The following is a 22,470-nucleotide window of genomic DNA, read 5'->3' as shown; positions in this document are numbered from 1 at the left end:
TATGAATGATGCTTTTTACGAACAACTTGTAGCCCGCAAATCCCGTCCCACAGATATGGTAATCCGCATTGCGATTATTGTGCTTCTTGCGCTCATCCTGCTTATTACCTTTCCCCTGTTAGGCTTTTTGGGAATCCTCATCACTGTGGTCCTTGCTTTCCTCGCCTATTATTTCGTGTTTCCAAAATTGAATGTGGAATATGAATATACTCTGCTGAATCATGATATGCAGGTAGATGCGATTTACAATAAGGCCAAAAGAAAGAAACTAATCACTTTTGATATCCAGCAGGCCGAGATTATCGCCCCGAAAGGATCTCCGAGACTGGGCTCCAGCCATCCGGAGAAGACGATTGACTATTCTTCCGGAGATGCCAGTGCGAAAGCATACGCCATCATGATCTCTCTGGACCAGAAGAATACATGTATCATTATCGAACCTGACCAGACAATGCTCGGACACATCCGCGGCTGGATGGGCTCCAAGTTTTATATGGATTAGGTCCTGATAGAATTAAAACAAAAAACGTTCCGCCTGCTGATTCGGTTAAGAAAGTCAGCAGACAGAACGTTTTTTATTGTCTATATACTATTATGCCCCTGCCAGATACTTGCATGCAGCGAGCGCCGCAACTGCTCCATCAGCTGCAGCCGTTGTCAGCTGGCGTACTTCTTTTGTACGGCAGTCACCGGCTGCATAGACGCCCGGACGTGAGGTCATGCAGTCTTCCGAAGCCTGAATGAAACCATCCGCATCCAGTCTGACATATTCTCTGAAGATGTTATTCTGTGGAATCTGGCCGATCGCGACGAAGACCCCTGACACATCTATTGTAAAGTCCTCCCCTGTCTTTTTATTATTCAGGATCAGTCCTTCTACCATTGTCTCACCGACAATATCCTTTACAGTTGCGCTTAAAACAAACTCTACGTTGTCTTTTCCTTTTAACACATTCACAAGACTGCTGTCTCCGCGGAACTCGTCTCTCCTGTGAACCACATAAACCTTGCTGCAGTAATTAGACAAAAATTCTGCATCCTGCAGTGCGGTATTCCCGCCTCCGATCACTGCTACATCTTTCCCCCGGAAAAACGCCCCGTCACATGTCGCACAGTAGGAAACTCCGGATCCTGTCAGTTTCGTTTCTTTCTCGATGCCAAGATGTCTGTGTGTCACCCCTGTTGCCAGAATCACCGTTCTGCAGGGATACTCTTTGCCTGTTGTCTCTATGATCCTGATTCCGTCTTCGTCGCGGATTCCTGTCACCTGTTCCATGACAGTCTCGGTTCCAAGTTTCATAGCCTGGTCCAGAAGATTCATGGAAAATTCACTTCCGCTTACACTGGCAATTCCCGGGTAATTCTCTACATTATGGGATGCCGTGATCTGTCCGCCAAAGTTCATGCTTTCGATGATCACCGTGCGTTTCCCGGCCCTCTGGCCGTATATGGCAGCCGTCATGCCTGCCGTACCACCTCCGATAATTCCAATATCATACATAGTTATTCCTCCATGCCATTTCAAAACTGCCGTTTATATTCTTATTCTAGTGTTTCTCAGCGTATGCTTTTATATTCGAAGCATTTGCCATTTTCTGCACACCGGACTCGCTGATTACGATCAGGGTCGGTGCCTGCATCACACCATATTTCTTTACTAACTCCTCATTTTCCTCGGCATCAACTACTTCATATGCAATATTTGCCTTTTCCAGTGAACTGCTCGCTATCCTGCAGTTCGGACAGGTCTTTGTTGTAAACAGAAGTGTTCTCATCTCACCTTCCGGTGCCGCAGTCTCACACTCCACTTTTTTTGCCTCTGACGTATGCACGTTCAAATGAGAATTGGAAATATCATATACCTTACGGTCCTTGAACTCCTGTGCTTTTCCGTCATTCCAGTTCTTTACCGGACGGTAGTATCCCGTAATACGGCTGTAAACCTCTGTCTCTTCCCCGCAGTCCGGGCACTTGAAGTGCTCGCCGGAAATATACCCGTGGTTCTTACAGATCGAATATGTTGGTGACATCGTGTAATAAGGAAGTTTATAATTCTCAGCAATCTTCTTCACCAGTGACGCCGCCGACTTCCAGCTTGGAAGCTTTTCACCCAGGAATGTATGGAATACGGTTCCTGATGTGTATAATGTCTGGAGCTCGTCCTGAATATCCAGTGCCTCGAATACATCCTCCGTATATCCTACCGGCAGGTGGGAACTATTCGTATAGTACGGTGTTCCGTCTCCTTCTGCAGCTGTGATAATATCCGGGAACTGTTCCACGTCATGCTTAGCAAGGCGGTATGTCGTTGACTCGGCAGGAGTTGCCTCCAGATTATATAATTCGCCGTACATTTCCTGATAATCGGAGAGGCGCGCCCTCATATGGTTCAGAACTTCCTTTGTAAATTCCTGCGTCTCGGTACTTGTCATGTCCTTTCTGATCCATTTTGCATTCAGTCCGGCTTCGTTCATACCGATCAGCCCGATCGTTGAAAAATGGTTCTCGAATGAGCCGAGATATCTCTTTGTATACGGATATAATCCCTCATCCATTAACTTGGAAATGACAGTCCGCTTTGTATGGAGGGAGTCAGCCGCAATGTCCATCATCTTGTCCAGCCTCTTGTAGAATTCCTCTTCATTCGCCGCCAGATAGGCAATTCTCGGCATATTAATCGTAACGACACCGATAGAACCTGTACTCTCACCGCTTCCGAAGAATCCGCCGGATTTCTTCCTAAGTTCACGCAGGTCCAGACGCAGGCGGCAGCACATACTCCTTACATCGCTCGGCTCCATGTCGCTATTGATGTAGTTTGAAAAATAAGGTGTACCATACTTGGCAGTCATCTCGAACAGCAGACGGTTATTCTCTGTATCCGCCCAGTCAAAATCTCTTGTGATAGAGTATGTCGGAATCGGATACTGGAATCCACGTCCGTCTGCATCTCCCTCGATCATCGTCTCGATGAAAGCCTTGTTGATCATATCCATCTCTTCCTTACAGTCGCCATAGGTGAAGTCCTGCTCTTTCCCGCCGACAATTGCCGGAAGGTTTGCCAGGTCGTCCGGCACGGTCCAGTCCAGAGTGATATTTGAAAATGGTGCCTGTGTTCCCCAGCGTGACGGGATATTCACACCATAAATAAAGGATTCAATGCATTTTTTTACTTCCGGGTAAGTCAGGTTATCGGCCTTTGCAAACGGCGCCAGATAGGTATCAAAGGATGAGAATGCCTGAGCTCCGGCCCATTCATTCTGCATAATGCCAAGGAAGTTTACCATCTGGTTACAAAGTACACTCAGATGCTTTGCCGGTGATGATGTGATCCTTCCCGTAATGCCGCCAAGCCCTTCCTGAATCAGCTGCTTCAGTGACCATCCCGCGCAGTATCCTGTCAGCATGGACAAGTCGTGGATATGGATATCCGCATTCTTATGTGCCTTCCCGATCTCCTCATCATAAATCTCAGAGAGCCAGTAGTTAGCCGTGATTGCGCCGGAGTTGCTTAAGATCAGTCCCCCGACAGAGTATGTGACTGTAGAATTCTCTTTTACCCTCCAGTCCGTGATCTTAACATAACTGTCCACGATTTCTTTATAGTCGAGCAGTGTAGAGTTCAGATTACGAATCTTCTCCCTCTGCTTTCTGTATAAGATATAGCCTTTCGCTACATCTGCATAACCGGTCTTGATCAGCACAGACTCTACGCTGTCCTGAATATCCTCCACTGACACAAGGCTGTTCTTTACTTTTGGTTCAAAATCTGCTGTAACTTTCAATGCAAGCAGATCAATAATGTCCTGATTGTACTCCCTCTCCTGGGCCTCAAATGCTTTTCTGATCGCCTCGCTGATCTTAGCCAGATTGAAGTCCGCTATTTTTCCGTCTCTTTTTGTAACCTGATACATACTGTACGGTCGCCCCTTTCTCTTATACTCGAATCGAATTGAGATAATTTTTGCCCAACCTTTTCAGTTGGGCATCTGAAATTATTCTATCACTGAGCTAATATCTTGTCAATATAAAACAACAATATGTAGTATGCAACTTTTTAGTTTCTAACTACATATTGTTGTTCACTTATCCAAACGAAATGTGTCATTCCACGCCGCGCAGTTCTGCACACGGTATATTCCTTTTCACAATTTCCAGAGCCTGCTCCATAATTTCCTTTGTATACGCCCGCAGTCCGGGCCGGATCAGGTCCCCCGAATCCACAAACCCCTGAAGGTAATAGCGCTCTGCCCCCTTCAGCCACCGGCCGATCGCGGCAAAGTCTTCCCTTTTATGGAATTCCCTGACAACGGTCGTCCGGAATTCATAAGAGACTGCCCCCGACTTTAAGTAATCCACACTCTGCAGAATATTTTCCAGATTGTATTCCTTGATTCCGATCGTCTCACCATATTTATTCGGGGCGTTTTTAATATCCATAGCAACATAATCAACCAGATTCTGTTCCACAAGCTGTCTAAGCCTGCCAATATTACTTCCGTTTGTATCCAGCTTGACCGAATAGCCGAGTGCCTTCACTTTTTCCATAAATGCTGCGAGATCCGGCTGCAGCAGTGGCTCCCCGCCTGTAATGCATACACCGTCGAGGACTCCCTTCCTTTTTTGCAGGAAGGCCAGCACCTCTTCTTCCGGTATATGATTATCCGGATCCACATGAGTAACCAGTGAAGCATTATGGCAGAACGGACATCTGAAGTTACAGCCGGCAGTAAAAATCGTGCAGGCCACCTTTTCCGGATAATCTAAAAGTGTAAGTTTCTGTAATCCCTGAATATTCATCACGGTTCTCCTTCCCTGTTCATGCGCCGTATGCATCTGTAACTCATACGGATATTCTGTTAAAAACCGCTTCAGGCCTTAAAGTGCTCCATCATAATCGGCATATATGCCTTGCTGTACTCTCCCAGTGAATAATCCCCCCTGCTCAGACACCAGTCAGAAATCAGCGCTCGCTCACACAGCGAATAATATTTTGTAATCTCACTAATTGACTTGTCCTGACGTATCTGCCCTTTTTTCTGCCCGTCCTCGATAATTCCTGATATCAGCCGGTAATATACCCTGTTCTGGTCAAGAAGGTGCCTCTGTCCTTTTGCAATCAGCTGTGTAGAATAAAGAGAAGCAAGAAGATCGATGCTGATCCGCTCCTCAATCATGGAATGTACTTTATAATTCAGATACAGGAGCTTGTCGTAATTATTCATCTCCTTGTCCATATCCACATGCAGTTCTTCGTAGTAATCATCCAGAACCGTGGACAGCGTGCTGAGCAGCTCATCCTTTGTATTAAAATAATAGTAGAAAGATCCCTTCGAAGTTCCCGATAATTCAATAATATCATCCACTGTCGTATGATCATATCCTTTATCATGGAACAGCTGCCATGCCGCCGACACGATTCTGGCTTTTACACCTTTATTCTCCGTAGTTTCCATAATCCCCAGCCCTTCTTTTTCATAGATTTCATATATACCATTCTACCATAAAATCACAAGTCTGCAATCGGAAGTTAAGGGACAATTTTTTTGACTTATTTTTGATTCCTGTCTTTTATACGGATTTTAAATACAATCTTCTTCACTTTTTCCTTCCGCCCCGTCTGAATACAGGGCATGTGGCTGTCCTGGGGGAACAGCAGCACAAACATTCCTTTTTTTGCTTTCACCCTCACATCCGGTTCACCACACTCAAGGAATATGACATCTTTTTCCGGCGTCATATCCTCTTTTACTTTACATTCAGAAGTCTCGTGGATATAAAAATATTCTTCTCCTTCTGCAATATACTGCAAATCCAGATACTCCCTGTGCGCCTCCATGACGGACTCTTCTCTCTTCCTTGTATCATAGATCTGTACAAGGGCATATAAGCCCCCGCCATAAAAGTCTGCTCTACCCTCTTCTGTATCTTCTTCCACTGCTTTTCTACAGAAATTCAGGATAAAGTCCAATTCATCCTCCCTGAATAATTGGTACTGTGGCAAATGTTCTATCTTATCAACGATCATCGTCCCTCTCCTTCCTCAACTGACAGTACGATCTGTTCCATGAGTCCATAAGGCTCTGTTACATATTGCGGGGTATAAAGATTCCCTTCTGTCCTGAAATCTTCCCAGCTTAACCTGCTGCATCCGGTATACGTCTGGTGGAACGGCCCCATAAGGTTCCTCAGGCTGCCGGTGACTGTCAGGGTTATCTCATTCACTTTCTTCTTCAGATACGGCGTGATTTCCATAGCTTCACACGACCTGCCAATCAGGACCCCCGCCTCTTCACCATTGACCCGGACGCTGACAAGCACTCCTTTATATGCACCTGCTTTCAGCATAATCCGTGCCCCTGCCGGAACTTCCGCCTGTATCAGGAACCGGTAAGAGACATCACCCGCATAGTGGAACAGCCCCTGCAGGCACCAGTCTCCAAAATAAAGGTGTCTCACCGGCTTTACGATGTACCTCCTGACATCGACACCGAAATCTCCTGTCAGGTATATGTCCTCCAGTTCCATATCATTCTTATAATTACCGGATACAGTCAATGTGTTGGTCCCTTCCGTCAGCCCGGACACCTTAAATTTTTGTATCCCCCGCTCAAGGAACCAGTCTCCGGATGCCGGGCATATTACACCGTTGCAGGATACTTCCAGTCCTTCCGGGTGCTCCACGGCCAGAAAAACGTCTCCTTCCGGCACGTCCTGCACCTTGGCTTCAAATTCCAGCTTAAATGCGGTTCCTCCGTTCTCACACGGTGTGTGGACCCACGTATATCTCTGGGGTGCACCGTTATAGTAAACCTGCCGCATCCCCAGTGTTTCCCTCAAAAGCTTCTGTGCTTTCCACACCGGAAGTTCCTCCTCCGACAACAGTTTGAGACAGTTTTCCCCCATATACACCCTGCATGTATCTAACGTCAGTGCATTCTCCATATTTAAGGATATGTCCGCCTCTGGTCCCAGCACACACCATACTTTGTCTGCCCTGTGCGGATGAAGGTAAGGGAATTCCAATACTCCCGGCCCTTGTCCGCAGGCAGACGCCTCCGTTTTCTCTCCACACTTTAAAAAGAACACTTTACTTTCAGCAGGTGAGAAATGGATCTGTAATCTGGTCCGGTTCTGATCCGCGTAAAACGATGCTTTTTTTATTTTTCCTGTCAGCGGTATATATTCTTCAATTTGGTTACAGTCTGGGAAAGAAGCTCTGACCGATACTCCATGTTCCCGGTTGTGGTTGACCAGAAATACAACATATCCATCCACTGTTTTCCTTACCATCGTCAGGATATCCCCTGCCTCACAGCCTTTCGGGTCTTTCAGGGAAATGATGCGCGGCTGCACTTTCTCAAGCATCCGGTAAGCATGCTCCTCATCCTCCGCCTGACAGAACCCTTCATAATTTCTCAGCACGCCGGCCATTCTTGACGGCGCCCCCTCAATCATGCCGATCATGCCGCCGATCCAGATTACATTTCCACCTGCACGGAGAAATTCCTCCAACTTATCCACAGTCGAAGCGAATAATGTAGTAACTGGGGGGACAATTACAACTGAATACGCCGCCTCCTTCACCCAGAACTTCCCTGATTCCACACGAGCTTCCTTTGCCATGATCATTTCATCCCCGAAATCAAAGTCATAGTGCATCCCTGCCAGTGCCGCTGCCAGACGGTTATAGCGCTCGCCTTCCCTGTTCAGGCCAAAAAGATTCTCATCGAGCCATCCCATGTTCATTTCCACCCGGTTCAAATCTTCCCACGGCGCCGAACGGCTTTTTGTCCATATCGTTGTCAGCGGGTGGATCACCAGAACATCCCTTGCTGCTTTCCCCGCCGTGGTGCATACGGCAAGCCTTGCAAAATAGTCTTCCAGCACATGCAGGTCCTTCCACCAGGTATTCTGATAGTTGAACACCGGCGGATAATCCCGTTTCCTGCATCCGGTAATAGAGTAAAGTGCAAGGTGCTGGCATCGCCTCGTCACGCCGAGCACAAACTGCCAGTCCCCCAGCCACTTCTGTCCTTCAAAGGTCAGCCCCCAGCCTGTGCATCCATAAGTCTCAGATACAACCATCTCTCTGCCATACTGGTTTGCCACACTGGTACACTGTTTCACCGTCAGATATTCCTGCGCCTGCTCCCCTAAAATGTCAATTCCGGGCGCGTGCATATACTGGTAGTGCGGCATAGCGCCCCCGCTGACCCGGACCCCATAACCCAAGTCGTTTTCATACAGCACATGTCCGGTCAGCATAAGCTGACGGTCACTGCACCAGTCATACAGCTGTTTCATATAGTTTTCCCCGAACAGCTCTGTCAGGGTCCACCAGTAATCATGGCGGGTTTTCTTGCAGTCCCCACAGTCATAGAACAGTCCGGGAAGCTTTTCCAGCAGGTCATACCCGCGGCGTTTTCTGAATTCTTTCGCAAATCCCCCGCTCCAGGGAAGCCAGGGACGCCCCTTAGTAAAAACGCTGAAAAAATCGCAGAAATTAGGTTCATCCGTGAAAAATCCCTTTACCGTTTTTCCAAATGCATCCCCGCATGCCTCCTGATACATTTCATGGGTCATTTGGATGAATGTCTTCACGGCATCCGGATTCAGATTATCCGTCGGGGCCATCCCGTTGTACCATTCACTCGGGCCTGAGGTCTCCTGCCGGAATACCAGCGTCTTTCCCTCCTGCCGGAATATGCCGAGGATATCACCGTCTTCCACCACCCGGGCATTTTTTCCGTCCAGTACCTCCAGTGTCAGTCCCTTTGCAGTAAACCGCTCCGGATCGGAAGCGCTCACCATCCCTCCCGCACTACCGGAAGGCCATTTATCCTCGTCATATATCCATGCCTCCAGCCCGTGTGATTCTGCGTACGCCACGGAATCTCTTACAAGGTCCATCCACTCCTTTGACAGGTACTCTGTCTCCAGTCCCTCCCGGGAATGAATGAAGAATCCCCCCATTTTTTCTTTTTTCATCTCCTGCATCTGCCGGTGCAGTTCCTGTTTTTCTAATTTTGCATTCCATCCCCAGAAAGGTGCACTCCTGTAAGTGTTGTCCGGGTCTGCAAGCATTTCCTGTATTTCTTTCAAGCTTTTTAATCCCATATCAGTCTCCATACAGCAAGAAGGCCCTCATCCCTCAGAACGGAGCCTTCTTAAAATTTTTATTTTAGTTACATAAAATGATTCGGTATATACAGGATAATGTCCGGTATATAAGTCACAAGGAACAACAGACCAATCATGATTGCGACCATCGGAATGATCTCCCTTATGACGCCCTGTATCTTCGTCCGCCCAAGACCGGATACGATGAACAGCAGCATGCCGAAAGGAGGTGTTGACAGTCCGATCATCATGTTCAGGCAGATCACTACGCCAAAGTGGACCAGATCGATGCCGAATGCATTCACAAGAGGCAGCACCATCGGTACGAATACAAGCTGGATCGTACTGACATCCAGTACACATCCCAGCAGAAGGAAAATAATATTCACAACAAAAAGGAAGATATACTTATTGTCTGTCAGTCCTGTAAACAGGGCTGCAACTGCGTTCGGCACCTGCTCCAGTGAAATGATGTAGGAAAACAGCATGGAGGTTCCACACAGCAGTGCAAGTGTTGCCGTATTCGCCGCTGATTTCTTAATGATTCCAAACAGTTTTTTCCATCCCAGAGTTCTGTATACAAATGCAGAAATCAGTAACGCATACGCTGATGCAACCGCCCCGGCTTCTGTCGGTGTACATATACCTGAGTAAATACCTCCCAGCAGGAGGATTACAGTAAAGAGCGCTGGTGCTGCAACAAGGGTCGCACGTCCGAACTGTTTCAGGCTCATTTTTACCCCTGCCGGGTAGTTACGTTTATGTGAAACGAATCCTACATAGATCATCAGCAGGATTGCCAGAAGCACTCCGGGCACCATACCGCCCATGAACAGCTTGCCTACGGATGCACCGGAAAGCATGGCATAGATGACCATCGGGATAGACGGCGGGAAAATAGGTCCGACCGTTGCGGATGCTGCCGTAATCGCGCAGCTGAATTCCGGATCATATCCCTCTTTTTTCATCTGTTCAATCTCCATCAGGCCGATTCCGGATGCATCTGCAATCGCCGATCCTGTCATTCCAGAGAAGATTAGGGAAATAAATACATTTACCTGTGCCGTGCCACCCTTCAGCCGTCCCAGAAGTCCGTTGCAGAAAGAAAATATCTTATCCGTAACCTCACCCTCATTCAGCACATTTGCCATGAAGATGAACAGCGGCGCTGCCAGCATGGTGTAGTTTGAAAACATGTTTCCCGTAATAACAGAAAATACCTGTCCTAAATTATCCGGTGCGGAAATCAGGAAATACACGATAGACGCCGCCAGCATAGATAACGATACCGGCATACGTATTATAAAACAGACTGCCATAACTACGAACAGTACAATCACGGCTGTATTCATAATTTCGCACCTCCCTGTGATTCTTTGTATGTCTTAAATGCCTCGGCGATTTTCAGTGCAGATCGGATAATCATTTCTGCAAGCATGTAGATAAATGGTGCAAATATAACAGTATAAGGCAGTTTCAGTACCCCCGTCACCATCTGCTTTCCAAGCAGTGTCCTGCAGCATGGTATAAACGTAATCGCCAGCAGTATAACCAGGGCGACATTATAAACTACCATGCAGATAAACTGCCCTCTTGGCTTCAATGTGTCGTATACGAGCCCGAACACCACATGCTCGTCCGCCTTAATTGCCTGCCCCACCCCGAAAAACATCGTCCACATGTAACCCAGCACGGATATTTCATAGCTCCATGTCACGGGCTGTTTTAAGAAATATCTGCAGATAATGGAAACCATGAACACAACGAAAATCACAGTGAATGTGACGCTGGGCACAAAATATCCCAGAAAATCCATGATTTTCTTTCCCGCCTTCTTGAATGCCTCCAATGTAAAGCCTCCCTTCCTCTCAGTCGGAGAATATACAGCGAAGCCTCACGGATCGCTGTATTTCTCTATCTCTTTTATTTCAGATACATTTACTCATATTTCGCGCCTTCATCCTGAATTTTGTTATACATATCCATGTCCCATGTGGATGTCTGGTCATCATGGCCTTCATAATAAGCTGTAACCTTTTCTTTGAATGCCTTCAGGTCCGGATAAGTAACTGTGCAGCCTTCAGACTCAAGAGTCTCGATGGCAGATTCCTCATCGGCGATTCTTGCTTCGTCATTGGTTGTCCTTGCGTATTCCATTGCCTCTGTCACTGCCTTCTGCTGGTCTTCTGACATGCTGTTCCATGTATCTGTGTTGATGCACGGGATGACAGAGTCTACTACATGGTTAGTGATTGCAAAGTAAGGTGCAACTTCATAGAATTTTGCACTGATACATGTCGGAAGCGGGTTGTCCTGCGCATCCACGGCACCTGTCTGCAGCGCGGTATACAGCTCTGAGAAGGAAAGCGGGGTCGGGTTCGCGCCGAGTGCTTCCCCTAAGTTCAGCCATGCCTCGGAATTTGGCATTCTCAAAAGCTGTCCTGACATATCTTCATATTTATTTACTTCTTTTGCCCTTGTATTGATGATACGGCTTCCCAGATAGAATGCAGAAAGCGGCTTGCAGTTTACATTGTCTGAAATCTTATCAAAGATTTCCTGTCCGGTCTCACCGTTTAATGTTCCTGTCATATGGTCGTAGGAATCCCAGAAATATCCGGAACCAAACATGGAACACCACTCCAGCCCTGACTGCGTGGAAAGTGTCTGGAAGGAAATATACGCCAGATCCGCTTCCCCGGAGAGAAGTGCATCAAATTCGTTTTCAGAAGAAAACAGTGTGCCATCTGAATATGTCTTGCATGTCACGCTTCCGTCAGAAAGCTCTTCCACCTTATCGGCAAACTCCTGCATTGCCTTTGTATGGGAATCGCCTGATACAGATACCGATGTGAAGATCAGCTCCACCTTTTCCCCGGAAGATGCACCGTCAGCTTTTTTGTCTCCTGCGTCCTCAGACTTTCCACTTCCGCACCCTGCCAGTAAGCTTGCTGTCATTGCCACGGTCAACAATACTGTCACTAATTTTTTTCTCATAATAATATCCTCCATACCTCTTTCATGATTTTCCTTTTCAGGAATCCTATTTTCGTTTATCTCATGCCCCTTCCTGCACAGATGGCTGCCTACTGAGCCGCGCCGGAGCTATGATTCTTTTTTATTCTCTTTCCTGTTCCCGCCGTATTTATCCAGCGGTATTATGACTTAAAAAAATTCTCCCTGAACGCCTGCTCCATTGCCCTGAACTGTACAATTTCCATCTGTTTACTTGCAGTCAGCTCTGCGGCGTCTTTTGTCCGGCAGTATGTAGACATTTCAAGCCCTTCCAGCTGCATATGGTATTTTGCATTGACCGGATAGACCTGGCATTCCACCAATGACGCGGCTCCTAAGAAGTTCTGCATTCTCTCCGCCTTCTCCGGCTCTTTTTCAAAATTCTCACAGAGCCATGTATATAGGTCCGCGTGAAAGTTTGCCATCACACCACTGTATCCCGCACATCCCATTTTCAGGCTTTCAAGCAGTGTAGCTGCATTCGCGTTAAAAATCTTAAGGTCTGTATGTTTCACAGCATCTGTCTTCGCTTTTAACTGGGCCAGATCACAGCACGTATCCTTCAGGAATGAAAACTTTCCGGTTTCCGCACAGAATTTCAGCAGTTCCGGCGACAGTACCCGCTTATAAGGGAATGGGCATTCATAAATGCCAAAACTCTCCGCCGGGATCTGGCTGATCAGAGTTTCAATTCCTCTTTTTGCCTCATCCTCACTTCCGCCTTCCTTCGCAAACTGGTTAGATATAAACACATAAGAATCTGCACCTACATCAATTACGGCTTTTGCTTCTTCTACCTGATCCTCCACTGTTTCTGCAACATGTCCGGAAGCAACAACCCCCATATTTTCCGGGGCATTGTCGATGATAAACTTAGCCAGTTCAAATCTCTCCTGCTTTGTCAGGAAAAACATCTCACTTGACTGACATACTGCAAAGACCCCGGCTACTCCCTGTCCATCATACCATTCCAGAAGTTTCAGTACCTGATTATAGTCGATTTTGTTGTCTTCTGTAAATGGTGTGATCATGACCGGCCATACACCGTCCTGAATTACTCTCATATACACCCTCACTTTCTTTGGTCAAATCTGTAACATCTTTGAAGTCCAATTGATTATTTTGTATAAAACAATTATAATATCGTTTTATTTTTTGCGCATTTAACATCATCCCGAGTACAATTTTATACTATTTGTGCATAATGCATATGTTTTTGCTGTACTTTTTTTCATTTCAGGAGCTGTTTTTATCATTTTTGCATAATTAAGTTGTTTTTTATGGTATCATAAATTATAATATCAGACAGGAGGATGATCATATTGAGGGAAATATTTGACGAGTATTGCTGGGAGAAACATAAGCAGGTCCTTACATTTGACTTTCATCAGATTGTAGGGCTTAAAAACTTTGCACATTGGAATATCAACCATGCCTCAAAGCCGACTCCCCTTCATTATCATTCTGACATCGTTGAAATCCACTGTCTGGCCAAGGGCACCCGGGAGACTACGGTAGGCAATAATCATTACATCATTACAGGGAACGAGCTGTTTATTACGTTCCCCTATGAACTGCACCAGACCACTGCAAGCGCAGAATCCCCCTGTGAATTCTACGGATTCCAGATCGACCTTAAGGAGAAGCAGAGCCTGCTCGGGCTGGATGCCAAGTACAGCCGATTTTTAGCCGACATGCTCACCTCACTCCCTAACAGGCATCTGAAAGTAACAAGCACCGGGATCCATATGCTGAAAAAGGCATTCGAGGGGCTTCAATCCAAGAACACGGCCCGCTACTATGCCGGTGTCCAGTATCTCTGCTGCTTTCTGTTCGAACTGCAGAACCTAAAACCGGTGACGGAAGAAGAGGCCCATTCTGACACCCCAATACAAAAAGTTGTTTCTTACATAGACGGGCATTTCCGCGAGGAGCTCAGTCTGGAACAGCTCGCTGATGTCTCCGGATATTCACTCTCGCGTTTTAAGATGAAATTCAGGGAAGAGGTCGGTATAACCCCCGCCGAGTTCCTGACCAGGAGAAGGGTGGAATACGCCAAGCAGCAGCTGGAACTGACATCACGGCCGATCATAGACATTGCTTTTGATACTGGGTTCTCATCCAGCAACTACTTCTGTTCCGTGTTTAAAAAATATGTATACTGCAGTCCGTTGTCATATCGAAGGCGGTTCCGCACCTGATGCAGAAGATGATAAATATCCTAAAACAGGACAGGCCCGCTCCAAATGCTTCTATATGCATTTGGAGTGGGCCTGTCCTTGTATGATAAAAAAATCTTAATCTTTAAACAGATTACATGTTTTTAGAAATTTCGGCACATGCTTTCATTGCCTCGATTACTGCACTTCTGAATCCCATGTTCTCGAGAACCCTAACAGCTTCGATCGTGGTTCCTCCCGGTGAGCATACCATATCTTTTAATTCGCCCGGGTGTTTGCCTGTCTCAAGTACCATCTTCGCACTTCCGTATACAGCCTGTGCTGCGAACTTGTAAGCCTGTGCTCTCGGCATTCCGTCTGCAACTGCTGCGTCCGCCATCGCTTCGATGAACATGAACACGTATGCCGGTGAACTTCCACTTGTAGAAACAACAACATCCATCAGTCTTTCCGGAACTACTTCGACTTTACCGAACGCACTCAAAATGCTGACCGCATACTTCAGTTCCTCTTCTGTTACATGCTCATTCGGGCATGCTGCCGTCATACCTTCGCCGACCATAGCCGGTGTATTCGGCATTGTACGGATGATCTTCACTGCTTTGCCAAACTGCTCTCCCAGCCATTCCAGAGTCTTGCCCGGTGCAATCGTAATGATGATCTGGCCTTCTTTTACACTATCTTTGATCTCTGCAATTGTAGATGCGTAGAACTGTGGTTTTACAGAAAGGACTACAATCTCAGAACTTTCTACTACTTCTTTATTATCTGCTGTCACATTGATGCCGTATTCAGCCTTCGCTCTTTCTCTTCCCGGCTCAAAGATGTCAGAACCGATAATCTCCTCTGGTTTGAAGATTCCTTTTTTGATGATTCCGCCCATGATGGCTCCCGCCATGTTACCTGTACCAATAAATCCTAATTTCATAATCATTCTCCTCGTTTCTTTTTTGTTCATCAGATCCAAAGGGAGTATTTCTCTCCGAGTCTGTCTTAAAGCTTCATAATTGTATACATATTCATAATTTGTATACAATTCTTTCTCTTGCATACAATATAGCATTTTCAGTGCTTTATGTCAATCGTTATTTCATGAAATTCTATCGTACATAGAAGCTGCTCTCCTTCTCCAATGGTATCTCCTTTGTGTCCATCCATTCTATAGAAATAAAGCTGCCTTGATTCAGGCCCACAAGGAGCTTATTAATCATTGGCTCACGTCCCTGCACTTCCATCGTAACGGTGCCGTCCCATTCATTTTTCACCCATCCGGTAAGCTGCAGTGACTGGGCAAGATATTTTGCCGTATAGCGGAAACCTACACCCTGTACTCTTCCGTAGAAGGTAATATGCTTTCTTACCTCTGCCATATTCTCTTCCCCTTCCCTTTATATCTTCCATTCTGCTACTCTATATCATAACATATCTGGAATAATATTGCATTCTGTCCTGATTTACTTTATAATTTGTATACAATTAGGATTTTTCCGTGCCGTGCACCCTGCTGCGCGGCATCATAATCTATATAAACGAGGTATCATTATGGCCGAAAAACATGTTTCTCTGGCGGACCAGGCTTACGAGACGATCCGCACGAATATTCTGAATCTTACTTATCCGCCCGGCATGCAGCTGACCGAGGCAAAGCTCACCGCCGATCTCAATATGAGCCGGAATCCAGTGCGCACAGCCATCAAAATGCTGCAGGCAGAGGGGCTGATCGTCACCGATTATTATAAGTCCATGACCGTGAAGGAAATCACGGAAAAGGACATCCGGGAAATCTACCAGCTGCGGGAACTTCTGGAGGGCAATGCATTCCAGCTCATATTCACCTCTGGCCGCTATGAAGAGTACTCCTACCGGATCGAGGAAAAAATCGTGCGTATGTGCGCCGCGGCCGGGGATATTTACCAGTGGGAGGTTGCCGATACGAACATGCATCTGGAGATCGTCAGCGTCTATGAAAACGACCGCATTAACCGTATTTATGAAAACAATCTCTCAGAACTCATCCGCATGGGACAGAATTCCGTAAAGAACGGAATGGATATTGTAAAAACGAATGAAAATTTAAAAACAATGGTCCAGTACATGCGCGAAAATAATTATGAAAAAGCCTACGCAATACTGAAAGCAGATCATTTTACAATAGGGAAAGAGACCGCACTGGGATAGCCAGGCAGTCTCTTTTTTCATTTATGAATCAATGTTCTGTTCAGATTGGTTCTTAATTAAAACTCTGTTCTGTTCTTTCAATAATCTCATCCTGCAGTGCCTTGCTCAGATTTCTGAAGTGGTCACTGTAACCTGCCACACGCACGATCAGGTCTTTATAATCCTCAGGATGCTTCTGTGCCTGAATTAATGTCTCTTTATCAATGACATTGAACTGAATATGGTGTCCGTCCATGTTGAAGTACGCACGGACTAAGTTCGCCATCTGTTCCAGGCCTTCTTCTCCTGCCACGACACTTGGGGTAAACTTCTGATTCAGCAGTGTACCGCCTGTCTGCAGGTGGTCCATCTTCGCACAGGATTTTACAACAGCTGTCGGACCGTTTGTATCTGCACCCTTCTCCGGGGAAATTCCTTCGGATACCGGTTTGTGTGCCAGGCGTCCGTTGGCGCTTGCCATCATAACGTCACCGAAGTAAACATGGCAGGTTGTCGGCAGCATGTTGATTCTGTACATTCCCCCCAGCATATTCGGCCGTCCCGTTACCTGGCTCCTGTAATATTCAAACACGGATCTCATGATATCATCTGCATAATCATCGTCATTACCGTATTTCGGCGTCTTGTTGCGAACCAGATTTGCGATTCTGTCGTGTCCCTCGAAGTTGTCATCCAGCGCTTTCATCAGTTCTTCCATTGTAAATGTCTTCTGGTCGTAGACGTTATATTTTACAGCTGCAAGGCAGTCTGTGATTGTTCCGATACCTACGCCCTGCAGATACTTGGTATTGTACCTTGCACCGCCGCCGTTGTAATCCTTCCCTTTGGAAATACAATCATTTGTGATGATAGAGAGGAACGGAACCGGCATATTTTCTGCATAGATCTTCTCGATCACGTTGCTTCCCTGCACCTTGATGTCTATGAAATACTTCATCTGTTTCTGGAAAGCTTCAAACAGCTCTTCATATGTCTTGAAATCTACTGCATTCCCCAGCTTCAGTCCGAGCTGTTTGCCCGTCATTTTATCGAAACCATTGTTCAGTGTCAGTTCAAATACTTTCGGGATATTGAAATATCCTGTGAGGATATAAGCCTCGTTTCCGAATGCCCCTGTCTCCACACATCCACTTGTTCCGCCGCGTCTTGCGTCCTCCAGAGATTTTCCTGCGTTCAAAAGCTCCTGCACGATTGCCTCGGTGTTGTAGAATGCAGGCTGTCCCCATCCTTTTCTGGAAATCTCACATGCACGTTTGAGGAACTTCTGTGGTGTCTTTCTGCTGATCTGGACATTGGAGCTTGGCTGGAGGAGTTTCATCTCGTCCATGCAGTCCAGAATCAGGTAGCTGACATTGTTGACGCCATTTTCCCCGTTCGGTGTGATTCCGCCTGTGTTCAGGTTTGCGAAATCGGTGTATGTGCTGCTCTCTTTTAGCGTAATTCCTACTTTCGGAGGTGCCGGCTGGTTATTGAATTTCACCCACAGGCATTCCAGCAGTTCGAGGGCCCTGTCGTCGTCCATGATTCCTGCTTCTGTATCTTTCTCATAGAACGGATTCAGGTGCTGGTCAAGGCGTCCTGGGCTGTACGCATCCCACGGGTTTAATTCGCTTGTAACTCCAAGGTGTACAAACCAGTACATCTGGATTGCCTGCCAGTAGGTCTCCGGCTTATGTGCCGGCACGACATCGCAGTTTACCGCAATCTGGAGCAGTTCTTCTTTTCTCTTTGCATCCGTCTCTTTTTCGGCTAATTCCCTTGCATAGGCTGCATATCTCTCGCCCAGGATCATGATGGCATCACAGGCAAGTTTCATACCTTCTAACTCATTCTTCTTGTCCAGTGCCTCCGGATCATTCATGAAGTCCAGACTGTCGATTGACTTCTGGATATCTTCTTTGTAGTCAAGGAAACCTTTCTCATAAATCTTAACAGATCCGACTGTATGCCCGGGTCCTCTCTGTTCCATAAATTCCGTGAAAATTCCTGCCTCATAGGCGTCCTTCCATTCCGGTGTCATCTGGCGCAGGATCTTGTTTCTCATAGAACGCTTATCCCAGTACGGGATCATAACGTCTTCCTGAATCTTATAATCTTCTTCCTTAACTTTGAAGTTGATCAGGTCTCTGTCATTCATGACATGCATATCTTCCACTGTATGGCAGCAAAGCTCCGGGAAAGTAGGCGCCGCCTGCGGAGAGTCACCTTTTTCTCCGACAATCAGTTCTCCTTCACCGATATATAATGTTTTATTCGAAAAATAATCCTTCAGCACCTGTCCGCGCAGTTCCGGCACTGACAGTTCTCCTTCATACTTCTTATAAGTCTCCGTCTCACTGAGCGCACGCTCCAGATCAATGTGCGCAGGAGTATCCAGACTTAACTTTCTCAGTTTTTTGATACGTTCGTTCATTCCTCTTTCTTCCATTTTCTTAACCTCCTATTTTTACATTATGGTATCCGGCCTGTTGGAACAACTCCACAAAATGATTCATCTCTTCTTTATCCGGTGCATGAAGGTCATTGCCTTCGTAACACATCCCGACTTTCGGGTATTTTCCTGATCCTGTATTGTGATAAGGGAGAAGGTTTACCTTCGCCGCATGAATGTTCTTTTCCTGAAGCCATGCAATAATTGCTTTCATTGCTTCGTCATTTCCATTTACTTCTTTTATCGTGGGGATACGGATATAGATCCTTGCCCCTGTCTGGCTTAGTTTTTCCAGATTTCCGAGTATAACTTCGTTTCCCGCACCCATGTATCGCTTATGTATCTCATTATCCATCGTCTTGATGTCATATAAAAACGCATCCACATAGGGCAGTATCCGCTCAAAGTTCCCATAAGGTGCCTGGCCACAGGTATCGATCATGACGGAAATCCCCATGCGGTGCAGCTTTTTGACAAGTGCTTCCACATAATCCATGTCTGCTGTCATAACCTCTCCGCCTGACAAAGTGACGCCGCCGCCTGACTCTTCATAAAACATCTCATCTTTTTTCAGTTCTTTAACCAGGTCATTCACGGAATATTCATCACCTGCGATCTCCCGCAGATTCAGGTTGCAGACGTCTATACACTGTCCGCACACCGTGCACTTCTCCCGGTCAGTGACCGCTTTCCCGCCAGATATCGTGACTGCCCCGTTCGGACAGGCCGCCGCGCATGCTCCGCAACCTACACACTTCTCCTGATCAAAAAGCAGCTCTTTTTTATAATTCTGTGTCTCCGGATTATGGCACCAGACACACTTAAGACGGCATCCTTTGAAAAAAACCGTCGTCCGTATCCCGTCTCCGTCATGGATAGAATACTTCTGGATATCAGTGATCAGACTCATGATTTAATCCCTCTCTTAACCTTGTCGGGAACAGCAGTTTTTCTCCTTTTAGACTGCCGTTCGTACTATAGTCTAAAAGTAACATATAAACCATTGTTTGTCAATAATTTATCAATATAAAAATGCACTTTTTATAAACATTTTATAACTTTCTTTTTATTCTTAATTTTAGTAACGTACCGCCTCTTCCCTGGTCATCCAGAAATGAATCCCGGTCGTGGACTCATTCCACCTGTCTTCATCAAAGTCCTGTACTTCCACCCACTCCCCTGTCCGGTAAACAAAATTCTCATCCACCGTAGACCATGCCTCGTCAAAATAAACCGAGCAGTCAATACTCTTAATCACAAGCACCTTTGCCCTGCTGCACCTGCATGAACTGCGGGTTGCAGATGTCCTCTTCGCATCTGCTGGAATCAGAAGTTCCGCAATCCTATTGTCACAGCATTTTTTATAGCCAACAAACGCCCCTTCTTCCGGACAGTACAGCCGGAAAAATTTTGTATTTTCATCCGAAATACAGTTCTCCAGCTTTGCCTTCTCCAGTACCGCGCAAAACAGGTTCGCACCCCGGATGTCACACGCCCTCATGTCCGCCCCGCGAAGCGCGCTTGCTTCCAGATCAGCTTCCCGAAGCACTGCACCACAGAAAGAACACTGCTCAAACAAGACATTTTTCAGAATACAGCCCGAAAGGTCTGCCCTGTCAAAACAGACATGATGAAACGAAGCACGCGAAAAATCTATCCCCCTGAGATCCATGCCGGATAAGTCCATATTTCTTAAAACGATACCCTGCATATTCCGCCTTCTTTCTAAACTTTTTATTCGTATATATCATACCACATCCTGTCCCATACCCGGTCACTTAAGTCCTGTAGTTAGACAACGAAAACACCATCGTTATAGAAGCACATTTTTGAACACTTTGCACAAAAAGAAAAACATTTCCCTGTTGATATTGTGAATAATGATCCTCTGTGTTATAGTTTATTATATATTTGTTCTGATTACGAAGGGTCACACCTGAGTAAAAAGGCGCACAGACAACATACAAAATGGGTTCCCTTATCACTTTTTGTGGATAATTAGGGGGAAAGTTTACCCTTTGGATACCTGCGCCTTCTGGTGCGGGTATTTTTTATTTCAAGCGAAACTCAATTTTGTTCCCTCGGGCAACGAGGTAAGTGAACAGTAACAAATATTTGACTTGAAAACAAGGAGGTCTTATGGAAACAAGAATCGCTCAGGTAGGAATCATCCTCAACAGTAACGAATCCGTAGATGAACTGAACCACCTGCTCAGCCAGTACGCACAGTATATCATCGGCAGGATGGGGATTCCGTACCGCGAGAAAAACATCTCCATCATCAGCATCGCAATGGATGCGCCGGGTGATATCATCAGCGCCCTCTCCGGCAAGCTCGGAATGCTGCCCGGAGTCAGCACAAAGACGATATATGCAAAAACAAAACAGACAGATTAACAAATGAAGCTCGTTAAATTATTAACTATGCACGTAGTATTTCTAAGGTTTACTACGTCCCCAATGAGGTACTCAAATATGAATAACTTGGTGAATAAATTAGAGCAAACGCAGTCTCTTTCTAAGGAAGAATGGTCTGCTCTTATCCGCGGCCGGACGACCGGAACGGCGGATTACTTGTTTGAACGGGCCCGTAAGGTCAGGCACAGGTATTATCAACACGATGTGTATATCCGTGGACTGATTGAGTTCACAAATTATTGTAAAAATGACTGTTATTACTGCGGTATCCGCAGAAGTAACCGGAATGCGCACAGGTACAGGCTTTCCAAAGAGCAGATTCTGGATTGCTGTGAAACCGGCTACCGGCTTGGTTTCCGGACTTTCGTCCTGCAGGGCGGGGAAGACGGACACTATACGGATGAGATGCTGGCGGATATTGTGAAGACAATCAAGAGCCGGTATACTGACTGTGCCATCACGCTTTCGGTCGGTGAACGTTCTTATGAGAGTTACCGGCTGTTGTTTGAAGCCGGGGCCGACCGGTATCTCCTGCGCCATGAGACTTATGATCCCCAGCATTACAGTAAGCTTCATCCGCAGGAGCTGACAGCCGCCCACCGGCAGCAGTGTCTCCGGGATCTAAAGGAGATCGGATACCAGGTTGGAACCGGATTTATGGTCGGTTCTCCGTGGCAGACGCCAGAAAATCTGGCGGATGATATGCTGTTTTTGAAAGAGCTTAATCCGCAGATGGTTGGGATCGGGCCCTTTATCCCGCACCACGATACCCCCTTTGCAGACCAGAAAGCCGGTACATTGGAATTGACACTGTTTATGCTGGGACTGATCCGGCTGATGCTTCCAAAAGTCCTCCTCCCTTCAACAACTGCCCTCGGCACAATTGCCCCGGACGGCAGGGAAAGAGGGATCCTCGCGGGTGCAAATGTTGTGATGCCGAACCTGTCCCCTACCGATGTCCGGAAAGATTATTTACTCTATGACAACAAAATCTGTACGGGGGATGAAGCCGCCGAATGCAGGGGCTGTATGGAAAGACGGATGAACTCGATTGGTTACAATGTAGTTGTCGCACGCGGGGATTCACTGAATGTGGATACACGGCCGTAAGTGTAACGATATATG

At 46.5% G+C, this 22,470-nt stretch carries 20 protein-coding genes; 5 read left to right on the top strand and 15 right to left on the bottom strand.

The genetic code is table 11. The features are described 5' to 3' along the window. Position 1 precedes the first annotated feature (1 nt). Entirely contained in the window at positions 2-502 is a 501-nt protein-coding gene (locus ABIN22_RS06120) for a DUF6106 family protein (protein WP_118621372.1), read from the top strand. Positions 503-592: 90 nt separating this feature from the next. Here the strand turns inward: ABIN22_RS06120 and trxB are convergent, their stop codons facing one another. The 10 genes from trxB to ABIN22_RS06070 all read right to left on the bottom strand — a co-directional run bounded on the left by trxB (position 593) and on the right by ABIN22_RS06070 (position 13,202). Then, entirely contained in the window at positions 593-1,501 is a 909-nt protein-coding gene (gene trxB / locus ABIN22_RS06115) for a thioredoxin-disulfide reductase (RefSeq protein WP_109730199.1), read from the bottom strand. A 46-nt stretch (positions 1,502-1,547) separates the two neighbouring features. Beyond that, complete coding sequence (locus ABIN22_RS06110; RefSeq protein WP_118621373.1) at positions 1,548-3,914, bottom strand: ribonucleoside triphosphate reductase; 2,367 nt, start codon at positions 3,912-3,914, stop codon at positions 1,548-1,550. 190 nt (positions 3,915-4,104) lie between these two features. Continuing rightward, entirely contained in the window at positions 4,105-4,800 is a 696-nt protein-coding gene (locus tag ABIN22_RS06105; protein WP_346907347.1) for an anaerobic ribonucleoside-triphosphate reductase activating protein, read from the bottom strand. 71 nt (positions 4,801-4,871) lie between these two features. Then, a complete protein-coding gene (locus tag ABIN22_RS06100; protein WP_181368597.1) occupies positions 4,872-5,456 on the bottom strand; it encodes a TetR/AcrR family transcriptional regulator in 585 nt (194 codons plus the stop codon). 95 nt (positions 5,457-5,551) lie between these two features. Next, on the bottom strand, positions 5,552-6,028 hold the full coding sequence (locus tag ABIN22_RS06095; RefSeq protein ID WP_346907345.1) for a NanQ anomerase/TabA/YiaL family protein: 477 nt from the start codon (positions 6,026-6,028) through the stop codon (positions 5,552-5,554). Then, the gene (locus tag ABIN22_RS06090) at positions 6,025-9,120 is read right to left on the bottom strand and encodes a glycosyl hydrolase (protein ID WP_346907343.1); all 3,096 of its coding nucleotides are present in this window, start codon (positions 9,118-9,120) and stop codon (positions 6,025-6,027) included. Before ABIN22_RS06090 ends, ABIN22_RS06095 begins: the two co-directional genes overlap by 4 nt. A gap of 68 nt (positions 9,121-9,188) precedes the next feature. Continuing rightward, positions 9,189-10,475 carry a TRAP transporter large permease gene (locus ABIN22_RS06085; RefSeq protein ID WP_109730193.1) on the bottom strand — a complete coding sequence of 429 codons (1,287 nt, stop codon included), beginning with the start codon at positions 10,473-10,475 and terminating at the stop codon, positions 9,189-9,191. After that, complete coding sequence (locus tag ABIN22_RS06080; protein WP_109730192.1) at positions 10,472-10,972, bottom strand: TRAP transporter small permease; 501 nt, start codon at positions 10,970-10,972, stop codon at positions 10,472-10,474. Before ABIN22_RS06080 ends, ABIN22_RS06085 begins: the two co-directional genes overlap by 4 nt. A gap of 89 nt (positions 10,973-11,061) precedes the next feature. Next, positions 11,062-12,120 (bottom strand): sialic acid TRAP transporter substrate-binding protein SiaP, encoded by a 1,059-nt coding sequence (locus tag ABIN22_RS06075; RefSeq protein WP_181368596.1) that lies wholly within the window; start codon positions 12,118-12,120, stop codon positions 11,062-11,064. A 161-nt stretch (positions 12,121-12,281) separates the two neighbouring features. Then, the gene (locus ABIN22_RS06070; protein ID WP_346907340.1) at positions 12,282-13,202 is read right to left on the bottom strand and encodes a dihydrodipicolinate synthase family protein; all 921 of its coding nucleotides are present in this window, start codon (positions 13,200-13,202) and stop codon (positions 12,282-12,284) included. A 258-nt stretch (positions 13,203-13,460) separates the two neighbouring features. Here ABIN22_RS06070 and ABIN22_RS06065 point away from each other — a divergent pair, with 258 nt between their 5' ends. Beyond that, a complete protein-coding gene (locus ABIN22_RS06065) occupies positions 13,461-14,339 on the top strand; it encodes a helix-turn-helix domain-containing protein (protein WP_182440757.1) in 879 nt (292 codons plus the stop codon). 112 nt (positions 14,340-14,451) lie between these two features. Here ABIN22_RS06065 and proC read toward each other — a convergent pair whose 3' ends face one another. Next, on the bottom strand, positions 14,452-15,246 hold the full coding sequence (proC, locus tag ABIN22_RS06060) for a pyrroline-5-carboxylate reductase (RefSeq protein WP_109730246.1): 795 nt from the start codon (positions 15,244-15,246) through the stop codon (positions 14,452-14,454). A gap of 172 nt (positions 15,247-15,418) precedes the next feature. Then, entirely contained in the window at positions 15,419-15,688 is a 270-nt protein-coding gene (locus tag ABIN22_RS06055; protein WP_109730188.1) for an acylphosphatase, read from the bottom strand. 172 nt (positions 15,689-15,860) lie between these two features. Between ABIN22_RS06055 and ABIN22_RS06050 the strand changes: the two genes are divergently transcribed. After that, positions 15,861-16,496: a GntR family transcriptional regulator gene (locus ABIN22_RS06050; RefSeq protein WP_109730186.1), complete on the top strand. Its 636-nt coding sequence runs from the start codon at positions 15,861-15,863 to the stop codon at positions 16,494-16,496. Positions 16,497-16,548: 52 nt separating this feature from the next. Here the strand turns inward: ABIN22_RS06050 and hypD are convergent, their stop codons facing one another. The 3 genes from hypD to ABIN22_RS06035 all read right to left on the bottom strand — a co-directional run bounded on the left by hypD (position 16,549) and on the right by ABIN22_RS06035 (position 20,638). Then, positions 16,549-18,924 carry a trans-4-hydroxy-L-proline dehydratase gene (gene hypD / locus ABIN22_RS06045; RefSeq protein ID WP_346907337.1) on the bottom strand — a complete coding sequence of 792 codons (2,376 nt, stop codon included), beginning with the start codon at positions 18,922-18,924 and terminating at the stop codon, positions 16,549-16,551. Positions 18,925-18,928: 4 nt separating this feature from the next. Beyond that, a complete protein-coding gene (locus ABIN22_RS06040) occupies positions 18,929-19,837 on the bottom strand; it encodes a trans-4-hydroxy-L-proline dehydratase activase (protein ID WP_346907335.1) in 909 nt (302 codons plus the stop codon). A gap of 168 nt (positions 19,838-20,005) precedes the next feature. Further along, a complete protein-coding gene (locus tag ABIN22_RS06035; RefSeq protein WP_346907333.1) occupies positions 20,006-20,638 on the bottom strand; it encodes a pentapeptide repeat-containing protein in 633 nt (210 codons plus the stop codon). A 428-nt stretch (positions 20,639-21,066) separates the two neighbouring features. Here ABIN22_RS06035 and ABIN22_RS06030 point away from each other — a divergent pair, with 428 nt between their 5' ends. Further along, the gene (locus ABIN22_RS06030; protein WP_346907331.1) at positions 21,067-21,324 is read left to right on the top strand and encodes a TM1266 family iron-only hydrogenase system putative regulator; all 258 of its coding nucleotides are present in this window, start codon (positions 21,067-21,069) and stop codon (positions 21,322-21,324) included. Positions 21,325-21,402: 78 nt separating this feature from the next. Next, positions 21,403-22,455: a [FeFe] hydrogenase H-cluster radical SAM maturase HydE gene (gene hydE / locus ABIN22_RS06025; protein WP_346907329.1), complete on the top strand. Its 1,053-nt coding sequence runs from the start codon at positions 21,403-21,405 to the stop codon at positions 22,453-22,455. Positions 22,456-22,470: the final 15 nt, after the last annotated feature.

This window comes from Faecalicatena orotica (assembly GCF_905197545.1).
GTDB classification, from domain to species: domain Bacteria; phylum Bacillota; class Clostridia; order Lachnospirales; family Lachnospiraceae; genus Faecalicatena_A; species Faecalicatena_A orotica.
This window is presented reverse-complemented; position numbering and strand designations above follow the sequence as displayed.

What these genes read in the sequence shown, in the direction of transcription:
- ABIN22_RS06085 (WP_109730193.1), bottom strand. Translation starts at nt 10,475, where the DNA reads ATGAATACAGCCGTGATTGTACTGTTCGTAGTTATGGCAGTCTGTTTT.
- trxB (WP_109730199.1), bottom strand. Translation starts at nt 1,501, where the DNA reads ATGTATGATATTGGAATTATCGGAGGTGGTACGGCAGGCATGACGGCT.
- ABIN22_RS06090 (WP_346907343.1), bottom strand. Translation starts at nt 9,120, where the DNA reads ATGGGATTAAAAAGCTTGAAAGAAATACAGGAAATGCTTGCAGACCCG.
- hypD (WP_346907337.1), bottom strand. Translation starts at nt 18,924, where the DNA reads ATGGAAGAAAGAGGAATGAACGAACGTATCAAAAAACTGAGAAAGTTA.
- ABIN22_RS06075 (WP_181368596.1), bottom strand. Translation starts at nt 12,120, where the DNA reads ATGAGAAAAAAATTAGTGACAGTATTGTTGACCGTGGCAATGACAGCA.
- hydE (WP_346907329.1), top strand. Translation starts at nt 21,403, where the DNA reads ATGAATAACTTGGTGAATAAATTAGAGCAAACGCAGTCTCTTTCTAAG.
- ABIN22_RS06050 (WP_109730186.1), top strand. Translation starts at nt 15,861, where the DNA reads ATGGCCGAAAAACATGTTTCTCTGGCGGACCAGGCTTACGAGACGATC.
- ABIN22_RS06110 (WP_118621373.1), bottom strand. Translation starts at nt 3,914, where the DNA reads ATGTATCAGGTTACAAAAAGAGACGGAAAAATAGCGGACTTCAATCTG.
- ABIN22_RS06120 (WP_118621372.1), top strand. Translation starts at nt 2, where the DNA reads ATGAATGATGCTTTTTACGAACAACTTGTAGCCCGCAAATCCCGTCCC.
- ABIN22_RS06030 (WP_346907331.1), top strand. Translation starts at nt 21,067, where the DNA reads ATGGAAACAAGAATCGCTCAGGTAGGAATCATCCTCAACAGTAACGAA.
- ABIN22_RS06095 (WP_346907345.1), bottom strand. Translation starts at nt 6,028, where the DNA reads ATGATCGTTGATAAGATAGAACATTTGCCACAGTACCAATTATTCAGG.
- ABIN22_RS06040 (WP_346907335.1), bottom strand. Translation starts at nt 19,837, where the DNA reads ATGAGTCTGATCACTGATATCCAGAAGTATTCTATCCATGACGGAGAC.
- ABIN22_RS06070 (WP_346907340.1), bottom strand. Translation starts at nt 13,202, where the DNA reads ATGAGAGTAATTCAGGACGGTGTATGGCCGGTCATGATCACACCATTT.
- ABIN22_RS06035 (WP_346907333.1), bottom strand. Translation starts at nt 20,638, where the DNA reads ATGCAGGGTATCGTTTTAAGAAATATGGACTTATCCGGCATGGATCTC.
- ABIN22_RS06100 (WP_181368597.1), bottom strand. Translation starts at nt 5,456, where the DNA reads ATGGAAACTACGGAGAATAAAGGTGTAAAAGCCAGAATCGTGTCGGCG.
- ABIN22_RS06105 (WP_346907347.1), bottom strand. Translation starts at nt 4,800, where the DNA reads ATGAATATTCAGGGATTACAGAAACTTACACTTTTAGATTATCCGGAA.
- proC (WP_109730246.1), bottom strand. Translation starts at nt 15,246, where the DNA reads ATGAAATTAGGATTTATTGGTACAGGTAACATGGCGGGAGCCATCATG.
- ABIN22_RS06055 (WP_109730188.1), bottom strand. Translation starts at nt 15,688, where the DNA reads ATGGCAGAGGTAAGAAAGCATATTACCTTCTACGGAAGAGTACAGGGT.